Annotated in this window: 17 protein-coding genes; 6 read left to right on the forward strand and 11 right to left on the reverse strand. The window is 67.7% G+C overall.

Annotation, left to right across the window (positions count from 1 at the left end; all coding sequences use genetic code 11):
• Positions 1–6 precede the first annotated feature (6 nt).
• Positions 7–879 (reverse strand): AAA family ATPase, encoded by an 873-nt coding sequence (locus ACTIEW_RS10670; protein ID WP_439477880.1) that lies wholly within the window; start codon positions 877–879, stop codon positions 7–9.
• Positions 880–1,565: 686 nt separating this feature from the next.
• Positions 1,566–2,846: a lytic murein transglycosylase gene (locus tag ACTIEW_RS10675; protein ID WP_439477881.1), complete on the reverse strand. Its 1,281-nt coding sequence runs from the start codon at positions 2,844–2,846 to the stop codon at positions 1,566–1,568.
• 473 nt (positions 2,847–3,319) lie between these two features.
• Here ACTIEW_RS10675 and ACTIEW_RS10680 point away from each other — a divergent pair, with 473 nt between their 5' ends.
• Positions 3,320–3,733, forward strand: coding sequence for a BLUF domain-containing protein (locus tag ACTIEW_RS10680; RefSeq protein ID WP_439477882.1), 414 nt, complete (start codon positions 3,320–3,322; stop codon positions 3,731–3,733).
• 5 nt (positions 3,734–3,738) lie between these two features.
• On the opposite strand, the gene ACTIEW_RS10685 is transcribed toward ACTIEW_RS10680, so the two are convergent.
• On the reverse strand, positions 3,739–4,251 hold the full coding sequence (locus ACTIEW_RS10685) for a hypothetical protein (RefSeq protein ID WP_439477883.1): 513 nt from the start codon (positions 4,249–4,251) through the stop codon (positions 3,739–3,741).
• A gap of 226 nt (positions 4,252–4,477) precedes the next feature.
• Between ACTIEW_RS10685 and ykgO the strand changes: the two genes are divergently transcribed.
• The 3 genes from ykgO to ACTIEW_RS10700 all read left to right on the forward strand — a co-directional run bounded on the left by ykgO (position 4,478) and on the right by ACTIEW_RS10700 (position 5,478).
• Entirely contained in the window at positions 4,478–4,603 is a 126-nt protein-coding gene (ykgO, locus tag ACTIEW_RS10690) for a type B 50S ribosomal protein L36 (RefSeq protein WP_168044709.1), read from the forward strand.
• 185 nt (positions 4,604–4,788) lie between these two features.
• Positions 4,789–5,064, forward strand: coding sequence for a DUF2312 domain-containing protein (locus tag ACTIEW_RS10695; protein ID WP_292025971.1), 276 nt, complete (start codon positions 4,789–4,791; stop codon positions 5,062–5,064).
• 105 nt (positions 5,065–5,169) lie between these two features.
• The gene (locus ACTIEW_RS10700; protein WP_439477884.1) at positions 5,170–5,478 is read left to right on the forward strand and encodes a hypothetical protein; all 309 of its coding nucleotides are present in this window, start codon (positions 5,170–5,172) and stop codon (positions 5,476–5,478) included.
• A gap of 87 nt (positions 5,479–5,565) precedes the next feature.
• Here the strand turns inward: ACTIEW_RS10700 and ACTIEW_RS10705 are convergent, their stop codons facing one another.
• The 4 genes from ACTIEW_RS10705 to ACTIEW_RS10720 all read right to left on the reverse strand — a co-directional run bounded on the left by ACTIEW_RS10705 (position 5,566) and on the right by ACTIEW_RS10720 (position 11,592).
• Positions 5,566–8,169, reverse strand: coding sequence for a TonB-dependent receptor plug domain-containing protein (locus tag ACTIEW_RS10705; RefSeq protein ID WP_439477885.1), 2,604 nt, complete (start codon positions 8,167–8,169; stop codon positions 5,566–5,568).
• Positions 8,170–8,354: 185 nt separating this feature from the next.
• On the reverse strand, positions 8,355–9,833 hold the full coding sequence (locus ACTIEW_RS10710; RefSeq protein ID WP_439477886.1) for a sigma-54-dependent transcriptional regulator: 1,479 nt from the start codon (positions 9,831–9,833) through the stop codon (positions 8,355–8,357).
• A 140-nt stretch (positions 9,834–9,973) separates the two neighbouring features.
• On the reverse strand, positions 9,974–10,372 hold the full coding sequence (locus tag ACTIEW_RS10715; RefSeq protein ID WP_439477887.1) for a DUF805 domain-containing protein: 399 nt from the start codon (positions 10,370–10,372) through the stop codon (positions 9,974–9,976).
• 50 nt (positions 10,373–10,422) lie between these two features.
• Positions 10,423–11,592, reverse strand: a complete 1,170-nt coding sequence (locus tag ACTIEW_RS10720; protein ID WP_439477888.1) for an aspartyl/asparaginyl beta-hydroxylase domain-containing protein — start codon at positions 11,590–11,592, stop codon at positions 10,423–10,425.
• A gap of 378 nt (positions 11,593–11,970) precedes the next feature.
• On the opposite strand from ACTIEW_RS10720, the gene rplJ reads away from it, so the two are divergent.
• Together rplJ and rplL are read left to right on the forward strand one after the other, a co-directional pair.
• Entirely contained in the window at positions 11,971–12,486 is a 516-nt protein-coding gene (rplJ, locus tag ACTIEW_RS10725; RefSeq protein WP_439477889.1) for a 50S ribosomal protein L10, read from the forward strand.
• A 66-nt stretch (positions 12,487–12,552) separates the two neighbouring features.
• On the forward strand, positions 12,553–12,936 hold the full coding sequence (gene rplL / locus ACTIEW_RS10730; protein WP_300467827.1) for a 50S ribosomal protein L7/L12: 384 nt from the start codon (positions 12,553–12,555) through the stop codon (positions 12,934–12,936).
• Positions 12,937–13,097: 161 nt separating this feature from the next.
• Here the strand turns inward: rplL and ACTIEW_RS10735 are convergent, their stop codons facing one another.
• The 4 genes from ACTIEW_RS10735 to ACTIEW_RS10750 all read right to left on the reverse strand — a co-directional run bounded on the left by ACTIEW_RS10735 (position 13,098) and on the right by ACTIEW_RS10750 (position 18,845).
• Positions 13,098–15,059 carry a M61 family metallopeptidase gene (locus tag ACTIEW_RS10735; protein WP_439477890.1) on the reverse strand — a complete coding sequence of 654 codons (1,962 nt, stop codon included), beginning with the start codon at positions 15,057–15,059 and terminating at the stop codon, positions 13,098–13,100.
• 17 nt (positions 15,060–15,076) lie between these two features.
• Positions 15,077–17,020: a M61 family metallopeptidase gene (locus tag ACTIEW_RS10740; RefSeq protein WP_439477891.1), complete on the reverse strand. Its 1,944-nt coding sequence runs from the start codon at positions 17,018–17,020 to the stop codon at positions 15,077–15,079.
• Positions 17,021–17,398: 378 nt separating this feature from the next.
• The gene (locus ACTIEW_RS10745) at positions 17,399–17,929 is read right to left on the reverse strand and encodes an FKBP-type peptidyl-prolyl cis-trans isomerase (RefSeq protein ID WP_439477892.1); all 531 of its coding nucleotides are present in this window, start codon (positions 17,927–17,929) and stop codon (positions 17,399–17,401) included.
• Positions 17,930–18,002: 73 nt separating this feature from the next.
• Positions 18,003–18,845 (reverse strand): hypothetical protein, encoded by an 843-nt coding sequence (locus ACTIEW_RS10750; RefSeq protein WP_439477893.1) that lies wholly within the window; start codon positions 18,843–18,845, stop codon positions 18,003–18,005.
• Between the last annotated feature and the right edge of the window lie 37 nt (positions 18,846–18,882).

Below are 18,882 nucleotides of genomic sequence, written 5' to 3' on the forward strand. Positions count from 1 at the left end.
GCCTTGTTACGTTCCGGGTCGCGAGGCCTCGCGGCGGTGGAGGAAGGCGAGGCGCTCGAACAGGTGGACGTCCTGCTCGTTCTTCAGCAGGGCGCCGTGCAGCGGCGGGATCAGCTTGTTGGGCGACTTCTCGCGCAGGGTCTCGGGATCGACGTCGTCGACCAGCAGCAATTTGAGCCAGTCCAGCAGTTCCGAGGTTGAGGGCTTCTTCTTCAGGCCCGGGGTGTCGCGGATCTCATAGAAGGTCTTGAGCGCTTCCGAGACCAGCCGCGGCTTGATGCCCGGGAAGTGGACATCGACGATCGCCTTCATCGTCTGGTCGTCCGGGAAGCGGATGTAGTGGAAGAAGCAGCGGCGCAGGAAGGCGTCGGGCAGTTCCTTCTCATTGTTCGAGGTGATGACGACCACGGGGCGGACCTCGGCGCGGATCGTCTCGTCCGTTTCCTGGACGTAGAATTCCATGCGGTCGAGTTCCTGCAACAGGTCGTTGGGGAATTCGATGTCGGCCTTGTCGATCTCGTCGATCAGCAGGACGGGACGGTTGGGAGCGGTGAAGGCCTCCCACAGCTTGCCGGGCTTCAGATAGTTGCGGACGTCGTGGACCCGGGCCTCGCCCAGCTGACTGTCGCGCAGCCGCGAGACGGCGTCGTATTCGTACAGGCCGTTGTGGGCCTTGGTCGTGGATTTGATGTGCCAGGTGATCAGCGGGGCGTTCATCGCCTTGGCGATCTCATAGGCCAGGACGGTCTTGCCGGTGCCGGGCTCGCCCTTGATCAGCAGAGGGCGCTCCAGGGCGACCGCCGCGTTGACCGCGATCCTGAGGTCATCCGTGGCGATGTAGTTGGACGTGCCTTCGAAGCGATCGGTCGGGCGGGGCATGGCGGTTCCGGGTTGTGGGCCTGTTCGGGTTAGCGAAGCCGGGGCGGGTTAACAACGATCATGTGGTGGGGGAGGGAGAACGACCGCGCGTGATTCTTCGCCGCTTGGGAGCAAGCGGTGGGGGAGGGTGCGGAGCGGCCGGGCCTCGCCCGGTGCAGTGATTGTTTTACCGTTTCGACGAAGCAGGCTGCTCCGCGCGGTCGTTATCCACCCGCCCCGCCGGCTGGCGGCCCTTGTCAGGCCTCACCGGCATCCCGACCGCCCCTTGCGGAGAGGCCGTGAGGCGGAACGTGCTGACCGTATTCCAGTCGACGTAGCGGTTCCGACCCAGGGCGCGCGGCGAGCAAGCAGGCAGGATCCATCCCTGCCCGACGAGGACCCCCGGACTTTCCTCCATCCGGGCTTCATCGCTCGACCACAGCCCGCCGCCATCGAGAACGTGGATCCGACGCCCTCCCCGTCGACGGGATGGATGGGAGTCTGGGACGGGCCGCAGGTATGGTGGGCTAATGACGCTGTAATTTTTTAAAGGCCAGCGAAGTCAATGGGTTGGAAAACCTGAATATGCTTACAATCGGGGGATTGGCAGCGGTGGATCGCCCATTTTCCCGTGCATCCCCGCCTTCACGGGGATGCACGGATAAGGGGCTGTCCCCTGCGCAAGGGGACCGGGCGGGATAGAACCCCTACCCCGCCCGCCGGATCAGTTCGTCGGCCAGGTCGGCGGTGAGATAGCCGTCGGCCAGCCGGCCATTGGCGATCTGCCAGCGGCGCAGGGCGGCGCGGGTGTTGGCGCCGACGACGCCGTCGATGCCCTGGGTGTCGAAGCCGAGCCGGGTCAGGGCGGCCTGGGCGCCGATACGCTGGTCTCGGGACAGGGGGGCGTCGTCCGGCCATGACGCTACCAGACCGGGTTTGCCGGCAATGCCGTCGGCGGTCAGGCCGATGGCCAGGGCGTAGCTCACCGAGTTGTTGTAGCGGCGGATCACATAGTGGTTCGGCAGGGCCAGGAAGGCCGGGCCGCGTGCGCCCTGGGGCAGGAGGATGACCGCTTCTTCCAGCGCCTCGGCGGCATTGGGCGCCCCGCCCCGGGCGATGCTGACGCCACGCTGGGCCCAGTACCGCCACGGATGGCGTGGCCCCTCGGCCTCCGCATAGTCGAAGCCGGCGGGCAGGATGACCTCATAGCCCCAGGTCTGGCCGGGCTTCCAGCCGGCCCGGGCCAGCAGATTGGCGGCCGAGGCCAGGGCGTCGGCGTCCGAGCCCCAGATGTCGACCTTGCCGTCGCCGGTCTGGTCGACACCGAGGCGCAGATAGGCGTCGGGCATGAACTGGGTCTGGCCCATGGCCCCGGCCCAGCTGCCTTTAAGGCCCGCGCGGTCGCGGCGGCCGTCGATGACAATGTCGAGCGCATTCTTCAGTTCGCCCTCGGCCCAGTCGCGGCGGCGGCCCTCATAGGCCAGGGTGGCGAGCGAGCGGATGACGTCATAGTCGCCCTGGATGGCGCCGAAGGCGCTCTCGTTGCCCCAGACCGAGACGAGGATTTCGGTCGGCACGCCGAACCGCTGGGTCACCTCCCACGGCACGCGGTCGGTGCGGGCGCGGCCCTGGGCGATGCGGGTGGCCGAGGCGGCGGACTGGACATAGGCGCCGGCGGGGCGGCTGAACTCGGGCTGGTTGCGGTCGAGGCGGATGACGGACGGGTCGGGCGTGAGGCCTTCGAGTTCGCGCTCGTATTCAGTGCGGCGAGCGCCGCCGTGGCGGGTGAGGAAGCCCTGCTTCCAGCCGTCGAACCCGGCCTGGTCGATCACGACAGGCGCCGGAACGGCAGCGACCGCGGGCGAGGCCGGGGCGACGGCCGGCGGAGCGCCGGGTTCCGCCATGGCCACGACGGGCGGCGCCTCCGGCAGCAGGGGCGCGCAGGCGGCGACGGAGGCGATGAGCAAGAGGCGAAGGCTGATACGCATGGCGATAGCTGTAGAGTCCCCTGAGGCCGCCCCATCATAACAAGTACGCGAGGGCGACAAGCGTTGGTGCAATACCGGGGCCAAAGCGAGGCCAGGAGGTAAAGACGACGTTCACCGTGTCGTTCAGGTCGCGCTTAACCAGGGCCGGCTATGGTGTAGCTGCTCTCTGATACGGCCTGGTGGCGGAGGGGCGACGCGGCGGAGGTGCAACTCCGCAGACCCTCCGTTCAACTCGGAGGCCAGGCCTCCATCCTCTTTGGTGCGCTAACGCTCGCCGCGCGGCGGCTCGCTGCATGAGCGCGTGTTGGGTGCGCTAACGCGTGGGATGCGGTCCCTCGCTGCTTGAGCGCGGGTTGGGCGCCAGCGCCAGCCGCCTGCCCGGACGCCTCCCCGCACGTTGGTTTTTCATCTGCAACCTTAGGGACCGATATGAGTTCTCGCCGGAGGGGCCTGTCGCCTCACAGGCGGCGAGAATGACGAATGGGCTGTACAGACTCGTCTATCGAAGCGATTCGCTGATCGATCATGACGACGTACGGTCGCTCGATGAGATATTCCGCGTGTCGGTGCGCAACAACCGTCGTGACAATATCACCGGCGCCCTAGCTCTGCCCGACGGCAAATTCGTCCAGGTCATCGAAGGTCGCCGACGGGACGTGGATGCCCTGATGGTTCGTCTGCGGGCCGACGCACGCCACACCAATATCGCGGTTCTCGGCAGTTGGGACATCGCTACCCGCCTGTTCCCCGGCTGGGCCATGGCGCGCCCCGATCCGACCCCGCTGAGCGACCAGGCGTTCCGCATCGTCACCGAGGACGGCAGCGGCGTGCAGGTGACCGGCATCCTGCTGGGGATGACCCGGGAAGCGGCGACGGCCTGGCTGTAGCGCGCTCAGAGCTTGCTGAAGGCCACGCCGCGCCAACCCCAGCCGGCCTTCTGCGCGGCCGCGACCAGCGGCTTCTTGATCTCGTCGGTGTCGAATCGATAGCTGTAGACCTCGCCCCAGGATAGGTCCTCGCGGAAGGCGTAGACCGTCTCGAAGCTCTTTTCCCAGGACTGGCCGCGGAAACCCTCGGCGGTGGCGGACAGGACCGGGACGCCGGCGCGCCATTCCACCTCCCACGACTGATCAACGGCGCGGACCTCACCCTTCGCCTCGTCGAACTTCATCAGCACCTTGAAGACGCGTTTGATCCCGGCCTTTGCGAAGATCTCGTACCACTGGGCGTCGACGATCCGCCATTCGGCCACCATGTCGACGCCTTCGGGCTTGCCGTCGCGGACGATGAAGGGGGCCGTGTCGCGGTTGATAGCGAGGAGGCCGTCCCGCAGGGCCGGGACGGGGAGCCGCGGCACGCCGGGCGGCGCCGGCTTGCTGCCGGTCATCCAGTCGAACAGTCCCATGGAGGTGGTTCCTGACGGCGCGGCGTTTCGGGCGCGGGCGCGGGAATCGGCTTGCACGATCCCGGAGGCGGGGGCAATCGCGGGCGGGGCGATGCCAGCTATGTCGACTGGACGATCGGGGCCTGCCCATCTGGTTGACGAACCGGGGAACCCTCTCTATACGCACCGCTCCGCCGCAGGTTCGTCTTGCGGCTTTTCTGTTTTGTTTTGCCTCAGGACGACGACCATGAAGGTCCGCAGCTCGCTCAAGTCGCTCAAGGGTCGCCACCGCGACTGCAAGGTCGTTCGCCGCAAGGGCGTCGTCTATGTGATCAACAAGACCGACCCGCGCTTCAAGGCGAAGCAGGGCTAAAGACGGTCTTTTCGCGCCACAGCGCGGTTCGAAAGTTTCAGGGCTGCGGACTTGTCCGCAGCCTTTTTCGCGTCTGCCCCCAGCGATCGTTGAGTCGCGCGGAGCGACGTGGTTAGCGTCCCACATCTTTGTCGCCCTACCGGCCTCCGGCCTGTTGAGGGCGTGATTTTTTCCGGAGTTCTCCCTTGGCCGACGACGCTTCCTTCGATTCCTCGCCCGACGTGCTGACCTCCGCCGCCCAGGGGCGGCTGCGCACCGTGATCGAGCGGCTGGAGCGGCTGGAAGAGGACAAGGCCGCCGTCATGGCCGACATGAAGGAGGTCTTCGCCGAGGCCAAGGGTGAGGGCTATGACGTGAAAATCCTGCGCAAGGTCATCCGCATCCGCAAGCAGGACAAGGCCAAGCGGCAGGAAGAGGATGCGATCCTCGACCTGTACCTCTCGGCGCTCGGCGAGATCTGACTTTGAGGGATTAGGGATCAGGGATTAGGGATGAGGTGCGGCCATGGCCGATCATCGACCAATCCCTCGTCCCTCGTCCCTCGTCCCTCATCCCTCATCCCTCCCTTGAAGCGCAAGCCGCCCCTCAGCCCCTTCGAAGCCCAGCGCAAGGCGGCCCAGCGGGCGGCCCTCAACGCCCTCAGACGCGCCCGCCGCTCGGCAGAGAAGGCGGGCGTTTCGCTGTCTGAATGGGAGGGCGAGTTCCTCGAATCGGTATCGGAGCGGGTGAAGACCCACGGCCGGGCCTTCGGCGACCCCGAGCTGGGCGCGCCGGGGCAGGCGCTGTCGGCCATGCAGGGCCGCAAGCTCAAGGAGATCGCCGCCAAGGCGAAGGGGGAAGAACCGAAGCGGCGGTGGGGGAAGAAGAGGGACTAGGTTCCAGGGGCCAGGTTCTAGGGATTAGGGCCTGCCACACGCGCCTCTTTCCTAGCCCCTAGCCCCTAGCCCCTAGAACCTACCTCCCTAGAACAGGATCTTGCGGAAGGTCAGGCTGACGACGCGGCCCTGGGGGTCGAGGTAGTCGGGCTGGTAGTTGAGCGGGAGGTCGCCGGCGCTGGACGTGACCTCGGGCCGGCTGTCGAACAGGTTCTGGACCCCGAAATTGACCCGCGAGCCTTTCAGCCAGGGGAATTTGGCGACCCAGGAGGTCCGGGAGTTCAGGTCGATGAAGACGTTCAGATTGACCGTCGCCTGATCCGAGAAATTCAGGTCCGGGCCGGTTCCGCCGTCGACGCGGGTGCCCTCGCGCCAGTTGGCGTGGAGGAAGGCGCCCATGCCGTTGCGGAAGACGCCGCCCTGGGCCTGGATCTCGTTGCGGGGCGTGCCGCCGCGCGAACCGGTCGCGGCGCCGTCCAGCAGGTCGAGGATGGGCAGGCCGGTGGCGATGACGATCTCATCCTGCAGGCGGTGCGTATGGTAGATCGACAGGTTGAAACGGCCCTGGCCGGGCTGCATGCCGCCGCCGCCACGTCCGCCGCCACCGCCGCCCATGCGGAACTGACCGCCGCCGCCGCCGGGGGGTGGGCCGCCGCCTTCGGTGCGGATCTCGACGCGCATCGGCATGCCGCCGCCGATAGGCGGGCGGGCGCTGCCGGGGGCGCCGGGCAGGGGAGCGGCCGCAGGATTGGCCGCGCCGAACGCGCGGGAATAGTTGAAGCCGGTGCGGATGTCCTGACGCTCGAACCGCTCGAAATTGAGCGGGCGGGCGTCGAAGGAGACGAGGACGCCGCCGTTGCGGGTGAAGCGGCCGGGAAGGGCGGCCTCAAGGTCCGGGGTCAGGGTCGGGAAGGCGGCGATGGCGTCTTCCGTCAGGCTGTACGTCCAGGTCGAGCTGAAGCGCAGGTCGGTCTCGGACCAGGGTTTGAGGTTGAAGCCGGCCTTCCAGACCTGACGGTTGTCGGCGTTGAGGTTCTGGTTGCCGCCGTCGATGCGGGTGACCAGCACGGTCTGGTTGGTGGCGAAGTCGAACACCGGGACGTTGGGGGTGGAGATGGTCGGGTCGTTCAGCTGCGAGATCGACGGGGCGCCGTGCTCGTCGGTGTAGCTGACTTGGAACGACAGGGGCTCGATGGGCGACCAGTTGACGCCGAAGCCGAGGGTGGTCAGGCCGCCGAAGTCAGACAACTCCTCATAGCCGGCGTTGAAATTGGCCGACAGGTCGCCGATCGCGGGCAGGATGTCCCGGCGGCGGCTGGCGATGGGAATGCTGAAACTGGCCTGGCTGTTGAAGCGGTCGCGCGACTGGGAGCGTTCGGTGGCGATGCCGCCGCGGACGCTGGCCGAGTCGAGCGAGCGGGTGTCGGCGCCGAATCTGAAGGTCGAGGAGACGCCGCCCGCGGGCAGGTCGAAGATGTCGCCGTTCAGCACCAGCTCGGTCGACAGCACCTGCGAGACGGAGTTGGCGGTGTCGTCGGGCAGGCGGACGAAGTCGGAGGGGGACAGGACGCCGAACGGGTTGGCCGTCGGGTCATTGGCGTTCAGGCGCGTCTGGAACGGACCGGCGGTGTCGAAGCCCCGGCCGCTGAGGGTGTCAGTTTCGATCCGGTCGTAGTTGCCGGACAGGGTCCAGCGCCAGTCGTCACCGAGAAAGCCGTCGACGACGAGGCCCAGGCCGCCGGTCAGGCTGTCGGTCTCGCGGTTCAACGGGAGGGCGTCCAGAACCCGACTGACCGGCGCGTTGACGGGCGAGGTCGAGAACGGATTTCCGGCCGGCACCGTCAGGATCACGCCCGGCAGGCCGTTGAAGCTGAGGCTGGAGCGATCCTCGAGGCTGCCGCTGAGGGTGGCCTGGGTCGTGTTGTTGAGGTCGCGCTTGTAGGTGCCGCGCACGGTGGACCGCTCGCTCTGACCCAGCAGGGTGCGATAGGCGTCGACGTCATCAAAAGGGGTCGTGCCGGGATCGCGCTCGATGTCGCGCTCGGACTCATACAGGGGGCTGGAGCGCTCGTGTTCGGCATCCACCGACCAGCGGATCGGGCCGGAGATGTGCAGGGTGTTGCCCTCGATCTCGGTGGTGGTGCGGCCGCCCTGGGTCGGCATGCGGCCGGAGACCTCGGCGGTGAGCGAGCGGAAATTGTCCTTGAGCACGAAATTCACCACGCGCTGGTCGGCGGCGTAGCCGTATTCGAGCGCGACCTCCTCGGGCAGGATCTCCATCCGCTCGATGGCCTCGGGCGGCAGGCCCTGGATTTCGCGGAAACCCGAAATGCGGCGGCCGTTGACCAGGAACACCGGCTGGCCGTCGGCGCGGCCGCGCGAACTGCGCGTCAGGGGCTCGAGATAGGTCAGCAGTTCGGCGATGTTGGAGGCGCCGTAGGCCTGGATCTGCTCCGGGGTCAGGACGAGGTCGGGCGGGATGTCGGAGTTGACGCTGCCGCGCGGGCGCGCGCCGGTGGTGGTTACCGTGTCGAGTTCAAAGGCGGTCGGGTCGGGGTCCGCAGCCGGCGCCGGTTCGGCCGCGGGAGCAGGGGTCGCCGGCTGTTGCGGCGGCTGCTGCGGCGGGGGCGTCGGCGCAGTCTGGATCAGACCGGCCATGAGGCCGGACAGGGCGGTGGCAGCGAGCAGCATGCGGACGGATCCCGGGGAGAAACTAGCCCTGCAACGTGCCCGGCCAACATTTCCGTCGCATTACAGCGCGGAAACCGAAGGTTGAGAACGACGCGGGCCAATTCCCGTCTTCGGGGTTCGGCCGGCCATTGGCCAATGAATTTTCGGTCAGACTCCGGGCTTCCCCGGGGCGTTGCCCGGAATCCTCACCCGGCTTCCTTGAGGATGCCTTCCAGCCCCTGTTCGCGGACCTTGCGATACAGGGTCGAGCGGCCGATGCCGAGGCGGCGGGCGATCTCGGACATGTGGCCGGCATAGACCTCGATGGCGTGCTGGATCAGGTCCCGCTCGATCTCCTCGAGGGTGCGCAGATGGCCACGCTCGTCGAGGATGCGGATCGGAGTGTCGGGCAGGGGTGGGAGGTCGAGGACCGAGCTTGCTGCCGGCGGCCCCTCCGTCTCGCGGCTGTCGCCGCGATCCACCTCCCCCATGGGGGGGAGGAATGACGCGGCGATACCCGAGATGGCGGGGAAGTCGTGCGGCTGGAGGAAGGGCGCGTCGGCCAGTACGATGGCGCGATAGACGGCGTTCTCCAGCTGGCGGACGTTGCCGGGCCAGTCGAAGGCGCAGAGCAGGGCCTGGGTCTCGCCGGAGCAGCCGGCGACGCGCTTGCCTTCCTCGACATTGAAGCGGGCGATGAAGTGGTCGATCAGGGCCGGGATGTCCTCGCGGCGCTCGCGCAGGGACGGAGCCTCAATCGGGAAGACGTTGAGGCGATAGAACAGGTCCTCGCGGAAGGCGCCCGCGCGGACCTGCTGGGCCGGGTCGCGGTTGGTGGCCGAGACGATGCGGACGTCGACCTTAACCGAGCGTTTGGCGCCGACCGGATCGACCTCGCCCTCCTGCAGGGCGCGCAACAGCTTGACCTGCATATCCAGCGGCAGTTCGCCGATCTCGTCGAGAAACAGGGTGCCGCCGTTGGCCTCCTGGAATTTGCCGAGGTGTTTGTCGTGGGCGCCGGTGAAGGCTCCCTTCTCATGGCCGAACAGGATCGACTCGATCAGGTTCGAGGGCAGGGCGCCGCAGTTGACGGCCACGAACGGCTTGCCGGAGCGGTCCGAGGCGCCATGCAGGGCGCGGGCGATGACTTCCTTGCCGACGCCGCTCTCGCCCGTGATCAGGACCGGGATGGAGGATTTGGCGGCGCGGGCGCCCAGCGACTTGACCATCCGCATGGGCGGGCTCTGACCGACCAGATCGTCGAAGGAGGTGCGGCCGGAGACGTGTTTCTTGAGCCGGCCGACCTCGGCGGTCAGCTGGGTCAGCTGCAGGGCGTTTGAGACTCCGACCAACAGGCGTTCGGCCGAGACCGGTTTGACGAAGAAGTCCTGGGCCCCGGCCTGCATGGCCTTGACCACGGCGTCCACGCCGCCCGAGGCGGTCAGGACGATGACCGGGGTCGTGACCCCGGCGGTGCGGATTTCGGCCAGCGCTTCCATGCCGCTCATGCCGGGCATGATCATGTCGAGCAGGACGACATCTGCGCCCCCGCCCTTGGTCAGGCGGTCGATGGCCTCGCCGCCGGATTCGGCGTGTACGACGGCATACCCCTCACGCTCCAGCACGGCCTGCGCGAGGCGACGCTGGGTGGGATCGTCGTCGACCACGAGAACGGTCTTTGCCATGGGGCGGCCCCTTCAACATCACGGTTGCGGCCGGTCCTCGTTGAAGCGGGACTGGCTCATTCCGGGACGATTTAACCGTCACAAGGTGAAGATCGGGTTGGGGGGCAGGGTGAGCGCAGGGTTAACGCAGCGGCCGAAGCTCAGGCGACGGCTGTCCGACGTCCCGGGGCCACAACGCAGAACAGCATCAACAGGACCGAGATTCCGGGCGCCAGCAACAGCGCCGACCACCAGCCGCTTCGGCCGAGGTCATGCAGGCGTTTGATCGTCAGCGCGAACAGCGCCCGGGCAGCGACGGAGAAGAGCGCGATCACCAGAGGAATCGCGACAGGAGCCGGCAGGCCGGAAAGGACGCTGGCGTCCAGACCGCGTCCGATCACCGTCCACGGGTTGTCGAGGACATGGCCGACGGACACCCCCGAGAGGGTCGTACCCGTGCTGAAGGCGCTGACCAGCGCCAGGGCGAAGAAGGCGGCGAGCGGCGCGATGTAGGCCCGACGCCCGATCTGGCCCGACGGGCTCAAGAGATATGCGATCATGCCGTGTCCTCCTGCGCCCATACTATGCAGGCGAGCGCGGGCGGCAAGCCCTAGCCGCCCATGAAGCTGCGGTGGGCCTGCATCATGGCGGTGATCAGGGTTTGCTCGGCTTCGGACAGGGCGGGGTTCCAGATGTCGAAGATCAGGATCACCCTCATCTCGTCGGCGTCGTTCCAGGCCTCGTGGTCGATGGTGTCGTCGAAGACCCAGGCCTCGCCCATCTTCCAGTCTCGCAGGGTGTTGCCGACGCGGAACCGGGCCGGTCCCGGCAGGATCAGCGGCAGGTGGGTCAGCAGGCGGACGTTGGACGAGCCGGTATGGGCCGGGATGTGGGTGTGTGGCTGAAGGGCGGAGAAGACAGCGGTAGGGGCGAAGCCGTCCTGGCGGCACATGGGCAGGGATTCGAGCAGGGCGGCGGTCTGCGGACAGCGCTCGCAGACCGCGTCCTGACGCGCGCCGTCCCGCCATAGCCAGAGGGAGGTCCATTTGCGTGAATGGTTCAGCTCGCCCCACTGATTGACCGGCGCCCCCTTGGGATAGGCGACGTAGGGAGCGAACTGGTCGAAGGAATCCGCCAGCATGGCCTCGAGCTCGGCCCGGATCACCGGCGTGGCGGCTTCCAGGGTTTCGAGCCAGGGAAACAGGGCGCGGTCGTAGAAGGGGATGGCGGGCAGGCGGGGATAGTGGAGCAGCAGCGGCTCCTGCGTCGGCGCGGTCTTGAGGCCGGCGAAGATTTCCAGCCCCTCGTCGAAGCGGTCGAGCGCAGCGGCGTCGACGGTCTGGCGCAGGGCGGCGGCGTGGGCGCGCATATGGTCGCGCAGAGCCTCGGCGTGGCGACGGACGACGCCGTCGGCATGATCCATCTGGGCCTGCAGGGCGGGCGGACAGCGCTCGCGCGGCGGGGCGATCTTCAGGGCGTTGCGATAGACGGCGGCGGCGGCCTGGGCCTGGCCGATCTGTTCGAGAATCGCCGCCTTACCGAGAAGGGCGGTGAAATCATAGGGCTCGATGCCGAGCGCCCCGTCCAGGGCCGCCATGGCCCCCTGCAGATCGCCGGACATGCGCAGGGCGAGGGCCCGGTTCAGGAAGCCGTGGTGGGTCGGCCCCATCCGGTCGGCCTGGTCGAGCAGGCCAATGGCGGATTGCGGATCGCGCCGCGCCAGGGCCTCGCCGGCCCGGCGCAGCAGATCATCCTGGGCTGTTCCGCCCGACTGGTTCACGCGGCGTCCCCCGATCCCGTTTCTGAACTCAGTGTAATGTTACGTCGCCGCACCGGGTCAAGACCCCCCGGACGCTGCTTGAGTTCTGCGCGGGTCCGTGTATAGAGCGCGCCTTCTCCGTCGCAGCTTCGGCCGCGGCGGTCCTGTCCGAGAACTTCGGGGTCTGGGGGTCACCCGGGCCATAAATGTCAGAGAGCCCTCTGGCGCCGTGGGGAGATGGGGATGCAGACGACGCCAGACGTTCCGGTATCCGGGCGTCGGGGTTCGAGCTTCCTTCGGACAATACGACCGGCCTGAACGCTTCGCAGCGATGCGGCGCGCCTTGGCTAATCCGTCGTCGGGAATAAGCCCGGCGGCGAATACAGACTGGAGACCGCAATGGACCGCGCACAAAAAGCCGAGTCGATCGAAACGCTGAAGGGCGTTTTCGCCGACGCGGGCGCCGTGGTCGTGACCCACAACCTGGGTCTGACCGTTGCGGATATGGAAGACCTGCGTGGACGCCTGCGTACTGCCGGCGGCACGTTCAAGGTGGTCAAGAACCGCCTGGCGCTCAAGGCGCTCGAAGCCGACGAAGGCAGCGAATACCACGGCCTGTTCAAGGGTCCCGTGGGCATCGCATACGCCGACGACGCGGTGACGGCCGCCAAGATCACCGCTGAATACGCCAAGGCCAATGACAAGTTCGTGGTTCTGGGCGGCTTCATGGGTGACAAGGTTCTGGATGCACAGGGTGTGGGCGTTCTGTCCAAACTGCCCTCGCTGGATCAGATCCGCGCCTCGCTGCTCGGCCTGCTCAACGCTCCCGCGACCAAGATCGCCGGCGTCGTGCAAGCCCCGGCGGCCCAACTGGCCCGGGTGTTCAACGCCTACGCCACGAAGGACGCCGCGTAAGCGGACCCGCCTCTTTCATCTCTGCAAACTCTCTACTGAAACCCAATCCTCCGAAGGAAACACACCATGGCCGATCTCGCCAAAATCGTTGAAGACCTGTCGAAACTGACCGTTCTGGAAGCCGCCGAACTGTCCAAGCTGCTGGAAGAAAAGTGGGGCGTCAGCGCCGCCGCTCCGGTCGCCATGGCCATGCCCGCCGGCGGCGGCGCCGCCCCGGCCGAGGCTGCTGAAGAGCAGACCGAGTTCACCGTTGTCCTGCTGGACGGCGGCGACAAGAAGATCAACGTCATCAAGGAAGTCCGCGGCGTCCGTTCGGACCTGGGCCTGAAGGAAGCCAAGGACCTGGTCGAAGGCGCTCCGCAGAACGTCGTCGAGAACGTCTCCAAGCAGAACGCCGACGAAGTCGCCAAGAAGCTGACGGAAGCCGGCGCCAAGGTGCAGATCAAGTAAGAACCGACCGTCCTTCGGGACAATTATGGACGGGCCGGGGAGCAATCCCCGGCCCGTTTTCTTTTGCCCGGCCGCCTCGTGCATGAACTGCAATCGATGGGGCTGCATGAACTGCAGCGGACCGTCCGCAGTCAGCGCCGTGACGGCAATCGACGCCGCGGCTAGCGCCGGCGCGGGGCGAAGATGTCGGCGAGGCGGTCGCGGGTTCCCTCGATGCGGACCAGACGGGGGTAGCGCAGGCCGTCGTGGTAATCGAATGACAGGGTGCGGAACTCGTCGCCGCGCTTGACCACGAGGACGATGGGCTCCGTCCCGCCCCTGGCCGCCGTGACGGCGTCGCGCAGGACCTCGGCGGAGGCGACGCGGTCGCCGACGGCGATCAGCTCCCAGCCGGCGCCCAGCCCCTGTTCGAAGGCCGGACTGCCCCAGCGGACGCCGCCGATGCGGTTGCCGGCGCCGAGGGTGAATCCGAGCGAGTACTGGAAGTCCGTGGCCCAGCCGCCGTGCATCCGCTTTTCGACCGGCGTCAGTTCATCGACCCAGGTCAGCCGCCAACCGGCGCGCCCGATCCCGTCAAGCGGGGCGGCGGCGTCGGGGCCGACGGCGTCGAGCCGGTCGCGCAGGAAGGTCGCCCAGTCGTGGGAGTGGACGGCGTTCAGGTGCGAGACGACGTCCTCGAACGTATAGGGCCGGGCCTCCCAGACGCCGTCCTCGACGCCGTAGAAGGCCCTGGCGAAATCATCGAGCGACTTGCGGTCGTTGGTGGCCTCGCGGATCAGGGTGTCGGCGTCCAGCCAGATCAGCAGGGCCTCGCGGTAGTAGTCGCCGGTGCCGCGCATCCACGAACCCCAGGGATTGGTGGTGCGGTAGCCGAGCAGGTTGTGGTTGTTGGTGTCCTGCAGGGCGCGCCACTGGCGGCCGGGCTGCTGGTCATAGAAGCCGGCCACCTCGGCGAGGTTGACGATGGCCTCCTCGACCGTGCCGAGACCCGAGCGGGGGGTCAGGACATCGCCCCAGTATTCGGTCTGGCCCTCATAGACCCACATCAGGGTGTTCTGGGTGGGGACGTTGAAGTTCTCGACGTATTCGTCTGAAGGACGGCGGAATTTTCCGTTCCAGCTATGGACGTATTCGTGCGGAAGCAGGCCGCGTGCGCCGTAGGCCGGGGTGGCGGTGGAGAAATAGTTGGGAGCGGCGGTGTTCTCGGATGAGCGGTGATGCTCCAGGCCGATGCCGCCCATCTTCGAGGTCAGGCCAAGCAGGAACTCGTATCGGTCGTAGTGGCGGGCGCCGAACAGGCGGTCGGCCTGGTCGACGAGGGATTCGTATCTGGCGACCCATTCCGGCGTGATGTTCACCGAGGCGGCGGTGTCGCCGACGAGGTTCAGATGCACCGGCGAGCGGCCGCCGGGATCGATGTCGACGCGGCGGTAGTGGGCCCCGGCGAACATCGGGCTGTCGGCCAGATGCTCGAGGGAGATGGGGGCGAAGGTCGCCACGTCGCCCTCGCGGGACACGGTGTCGAGCGCCACGCCGTATTGCCAGCCCGTGGGCAGGACGACCGAGGGGGCGAAGGTGATGCGGTCGTGGTTGTAGCCCGCCGGATAGAGCAGGGCCTTCTCCCACTGAAGATTGACCATCTCCGGCGTCATGACCACGCGCCAGACGGCGTTGTCGGGCTGGGTCAGCCATTCGAAGGCGACCTCGATCTCCGTCACGCCCGCCGGGATGTCGAGGTGGAAGGCGTGGGGATCGACGGTGTCGCGCACCCATTCAATCCGCCGGCCCGCGCCGGTGACCGTCACGCCGGAGACCAGCTGGATCGGACCCGTGTCGGCGTGGTTGCCGGGAATGAATTTCGGATACTGCAGCACCAGATGCCCGGCGCTGACCGGCACCGTCTGGCGCACGCGGATGACCTTGTGGTCGAGGTCGGTCAGGTCGACGCGGATGCCGATGACGCCCGGATAGTCGCGGTCCTGCGGCGCCGGGATGGGCGGCAGGGCGTGGGGCAGGCTGGTCGGGGCGGGCAGGGGCGTCTGGGCTTGCGACGCGGGAACCTGGGCCAGGGCCGGCAGGGCGGCCGAGGTCAGGAGCAGGGCGAGGGCGGCGGTGCGGATCAACTTCGTGTCCCTCACGATCAACGGCGGCGGGGGGCGAGGATGTCGCCGAGACGGTCGGGGGTTCCCTCGATGCGTTCGAGGCGCGGGTAGCGCAGGCCGCCGTGATAGTCGAAACGGATGGTGCGGAAGCGGTCGCCCTTCTTCAGCATCATCTCGATGGCGGTCGTATTGCCGGCTGAGGCGGTGATGGCCTCGGCGATGGTCGTGGCGCTGGCGGCGCGGCCGTTTACCGCCACGACCTCCCAGCCCGAGGTCAGGCCGGCCTCGAAGGCGGGCGAGCCCCAGCGGACGGCGGTGACCCGGTTGGCGTTGTTCAGGCTGAGGCCGAGCGAATACTGGAAATCGACCCGCTCGAGCTCGGTGTTGAGCGCCCGGGAGTAGGCGTTGGGCGTGGTGCTCCAGGCGAGGCGATAGCCGCCGCGCTCGAGACCGCCCAGCGGACCCGCCGCCCCAGGGCCGACCGCGTCCAACCGGGTGCGCAGGAAGGCGGTCCAGTCGTTGGCCTGCACTCCGTTCAGCGTCGAGGTCACGTCGTTGAAGGTGTAGGGGGCGGGATCCCAGGCGCCGTCCTGAACGCCGAAGAAGGCCTTGGCGAAGTCGTCCAGCGATCGGCGGCCGTTGGACTGTTCCCGGATCAGGGTGTCGGCGTCGAGCCAGATCATCGCGCCTTCGCGATAGTAGTCCTCGCTGCGCTGGAGGCTGTTCCAGGGCTGGGGCCGGCGCTGGGCGATGATGGGATCGTTGGTGGTGTCCTGCATGGCGCGCCATGCGCGGCCGGGATTGTCCTCGGCGTAGCTGGCGGCGGTGTTGGCGATGACGTCGAGCGCCTGCTGTTTCGACATCAGGCCGGCGCGGGCGGTCAGGACGAGGCCGTAGTACTGGGTCTGGCCCTCATAGACCCAGAGCAGGGAGTTCTGCAGCGGCTCGTTGAGCGTCGGCGTGAGCTGATCCGCCGGACGGCGCCATTTGCCGTTCCAGGAGTGATTGTATTCGTGGCCCAGCAGATCGCGGTCGGCGAGGGTCGAGGCGGGGGCGGTGAAATAGTCGGTGTCGACGCTGTTTTCCGAGGACCGGTGATGCTCGAGCCCGATGCCCCCCAGTCGATCCGAGACGGCCAGCAGGAAGTCGTAGTGGTTGAAGTGGCGCGCGCCGTACAGATAGTCGGCCTGATCGACCAGATTCCGGTGCAGCTGGATGTGCTCATCGGTGGCGGCCAGCATGTCGGCGTCGTCGGCGACGATGTTCAGCCGCACCGGCGAACGGCCGCCCGGATCGAGGTCGATCTGGCGATAGTAGGCGCCGGCGAAGACCGGGCTGTCAGCCAGATGCTCCAGGGTGATGGGAGCGAAGACCGCGACGCCGTTCTGGAATGAGGTCGTGTCCAGCGCCGCGCCGTACTGCCAGCCGGGGGGCAGGCGCAGGGTCGGCTGGACCGTGATCTGACGCGAATAGTAGCCGGCCGGATAGAGGATGGCCTTTTCCCACTGGATGTTCAGCATCTCGTCGGTGATGACGACCCGCCCCTGGGCGCCGTCTATCGGGGTCAGCCATTTGAATGCCACCTCGACTGAGGTCGCGCCGGCCGGAACCTCGACCTGGAAGGCGTTGGTGCGGACCGTGTTGCGAACCCAGCGCAGGGCCTGACCATTGGCGGTGATGCGCAGGTCGGCGACATCGTCGACCGGACCGACCGGGCCGTGTGCGCCGGGAATCCACTGCGGATAGAGCAGGACCAACGGGCCGGGGCCGGACACGGGGATGGACTGGCGGACCGAGACGATGCGCCGGTCGATGTCGGTGGCGTCCATGTCGAGGGTGATGACGCCGGGGAAGGCGACGTCGCGCGGAGCCGGGATCGGCGCGAGCGGCCGGTCCAGCGCGGGCGTGCCCACCTGTGCGAGAGAGGGCGCGGCGCCGAACACGACGGCGGCGGCGCAAACGGACAGGAGCAGACGCTTCATCGATGACTTCCGGCTGGACGGGCAGGGCGCGCAGATCACGCCGGGCGCAGGCGAGGGTCAACCCGACGGAAGGCCCGCGGGATTAATTCGCTGTCATGTTGGTGGTTCCGCCGGTCGTTAAGGTTCGGGGCCCCTTGTCATCCCGGACGCCGCGAAGCGGTGATCCGGGACGCTGGGTCGGACAGACGTCATCCTCCCGGACGCTGCGTCAGCGGCGAGCCGGGAGACGGGCAGGCATATGCGCTGGTGGTTGGCTGTCTCCCGGATAATCGCGCTGCGATTTCCGGGAGGGGCCGAGACCAAATGTTCTCCGTCCCGGCTCTCCGCTTTGCTCCGGCCGGGATGACAAGGTGTGCGCAACACCCGCAGGCCGGGATGTTAGCTCGCCGCAGGCGCCGGTTTCACTTCCTGCAGTTCGACGGTGAACAGCAGGGTGGAGTTGGGCGGGAGCTCGTCGCCGCCGACCCAGCGTTCGCCGTAGCCCAGCGCGGCGGGGATGACGAACTCGAACGTCTCGCCCTCGCGCATCAGGGCCACGCCCTCGGTCCAGCCCTTGATGATCCGGTTCAGCGGGAATTCGGCCGGTTCGTTGCGGGCGTAGGAGCTATCGAACTCGCGGCCGTCGACGAAGGTCCCGCGGTAGTGGACCTTGACGGTGTCGGTGGCCGCCGGCTGGCGGCCGTTCGGACGGGCGCGGCCGACTCGGCGGTACTGCAGACCCGATTCGGTGGTGGTCCAGCCGCGCCGGGCGCCGTTGACGACCAGATATTGGGCATTGCCGGCGGCCCAGCCTTCCAGCGTGCCGACGCCGGGTGTGGCTGTGGGCGTGGCGGCGGGCGCGGGCTCTTGCGCCGTGGCGCAGGCGGCGAGGGAAAGGGCGGCGGCGGCGATCAGGAGGGTGCGGGTCATGGGGCGACGCTAGCAGGGGCGGGACCGTTGAGGAATACGGCTGCGACCGGGCCGTCCGGGGGTGTCGAAATTCTCACCGTTCGGGGCGTGACCGTTCGGCCCGGCAGCCATCGCCGATATGGGCCGCTTCCGCGCAGGTCAGGACGTTCGTCACCCTGCGTCCGGCGTCCAGACTCACGACGACGGGCGCGCCCCCGGCGCAGGTCAGTTCGTAATATGTGAGTCCCGTCGCATTGCGGCCCATGTCTCGCACCCCGGTCGGCGCGCAGGCTTCGGCGGCGCTCCCGGCCAGTCTTGCGCGGAAGCCCGCGAGTTCTTCGGGCTCGGTGGTGAACTGGCAAAGGTCGCCCCGCGACCGGATATCAAGGCAATCGGTGACGATCCATGCGCCGGACGCCTGTTCGATCCAGGCTCCGGGGGCACGGCGACAGCCAATCTCATAGATCGTGGTTCCTGTCGGAGACAGACCGACGACCCGGCCTTCATCGACCCGACAGTCCATCCCCGCGTGAGTCGCCACGGAGGCAAAATGCCGGACCGGATTCCGGTTGGCCCGAAGAAGACAGGCCGGCACCTCGCGCGTGGATGAAACGCCTTCGAGCCGTTCGCTCTGACTTTCCAGGAGCAGGCAATTGTAGGCGGTAGGGGTGGTCCCGTCGACGATCAGGTAACCTGGCCCTTCGCGGCAGGCGACTTCGTACCGGCGGTCGCCGAAACTGTCCCGGCCCTGGAGAGCGGCCGCAGTGACATGGCAGTCGGCGCCGGCGCGAGCCGCAGCGTCGCGCGCTGCCAGAAGGACGCTAGTGTCCCTGACCCGGCCGCGCGTGGTCGGCGACCGTTCGAGCGTCTGCTGGGCCAAAGACTCAGAGGCCAGAAGGCTGAGTCCAATGGCCAGTATCAAAGCCAGGCGGCTCATGAGTCACCGTCCCGCAGAGGCTCCAATCGCCCGCCCT

It is taken from the genome of Brevundimonas sp. (assembly GCF_051860745.1).
Taxonomy (GTDB): Bacteria; Pseudomonadota; Alphaproteobacteria; order Caulobacterales; family Caulobacteraceae; genus Brevundimonas.

Excerpts from the sequence above, each read along its gene's own strand:
- ACTIEW_RS10680 (WP_439477882.1), top strand. The coding sequence starts at position 3,320 with ATGACGAATGGGCTGTACAGACTCGTCTATCGAAGCGATTCGCTGATC.
- rplJ (WP_439477889.1), top strand. The coding sequence starts at position 11,971 with ATGGACCGCGCACAAAAAGCCGAGTCGATCGAAACGCTGAAGGGCGTT.
- ACTIEW_RS10740 (WP_439477891.1), bottom strand. The coding sequence starts at position 17,020 with ATGAAGCGTCTGCTCCTGTCCGTTTGCGCCGCCGCCGTCGTGTTCGGC.
- ACTIEW_RS10705 (WP_439477885.1), bottom strand. The coding sequence starts at position 8,169 with ATGCTGCTCGCTGCCACCGCCCTGTCCGGCCTCATGGCCGGTCTGATC.
- ACTIEW_RS10670 (WP_439477880.1), bottom strand. The coding sequence starts at position 879 with ATGCCCCGCCCGACCGATCGCTTCGAAGGCACGTCCAACTACATCGCC.
- ACTIEW_RS10715 (WP_439477887.1), bottom strand. The coding sequence starts at position 10,372 with ATGATCGCATATCTCTTGAGCCCGTCGGGCCAGATCGGGCGTCGGGCC.
- ACTIEW_RS10675 (WP_439477881.1), bottom strand. The coding sequence starts at position 2,846 with ATGCGTATCAGCCTTCGCCTCTTGCTCATCGCCTCCGTCGCCGCCTGC.
- rplL (WP_300467827.1), top strand. The coding sequence starts at position 12,553 with ATGGCCGATCTCGCCAAAATCGTTGAAGACCTGTCGAAACTGACCGTT.
- ACTIEW_RS10710 (WP_439477886.1), bottom strand. The coding sequence starts at position 9,833 with ATGGCAAAGACCGTTCTCGTGGTCGACGACGATCCCACCCAGCGTCGC.
- ACTIEW_RS10685 (WP_439477883.1), bottom strand. The coding sequence starts at position 4,251 with ATGGGACTGTTCGACTGGATGACCGGCAGCAAGCCGGCGCCGCCCGGC.
- ACTIEW_RS10745 (WP_439477892.1), bottom strand. The coding sequence starts at position 17,929 with ATGACCCGCACCCTCCTGATCGCCGCCGCCGCCCTTTCCCTCGCCGCC.
- ykgO (WP_168044709.1), top strand. The coding sequence starts at position 4,478 with ATGAAGGTCCGCAGCTCGCTCAAGTCGCTCAAGGGTCGCCACCGCGAC.
- ACTIEW_RS10750 (WP_439477893.1), bottom strand. The coding sequence starts at position 18,845 with ATGAGCCGCCTGGCTTTGATACTGGCCATTGGACTCAGCCTTCTGGCC.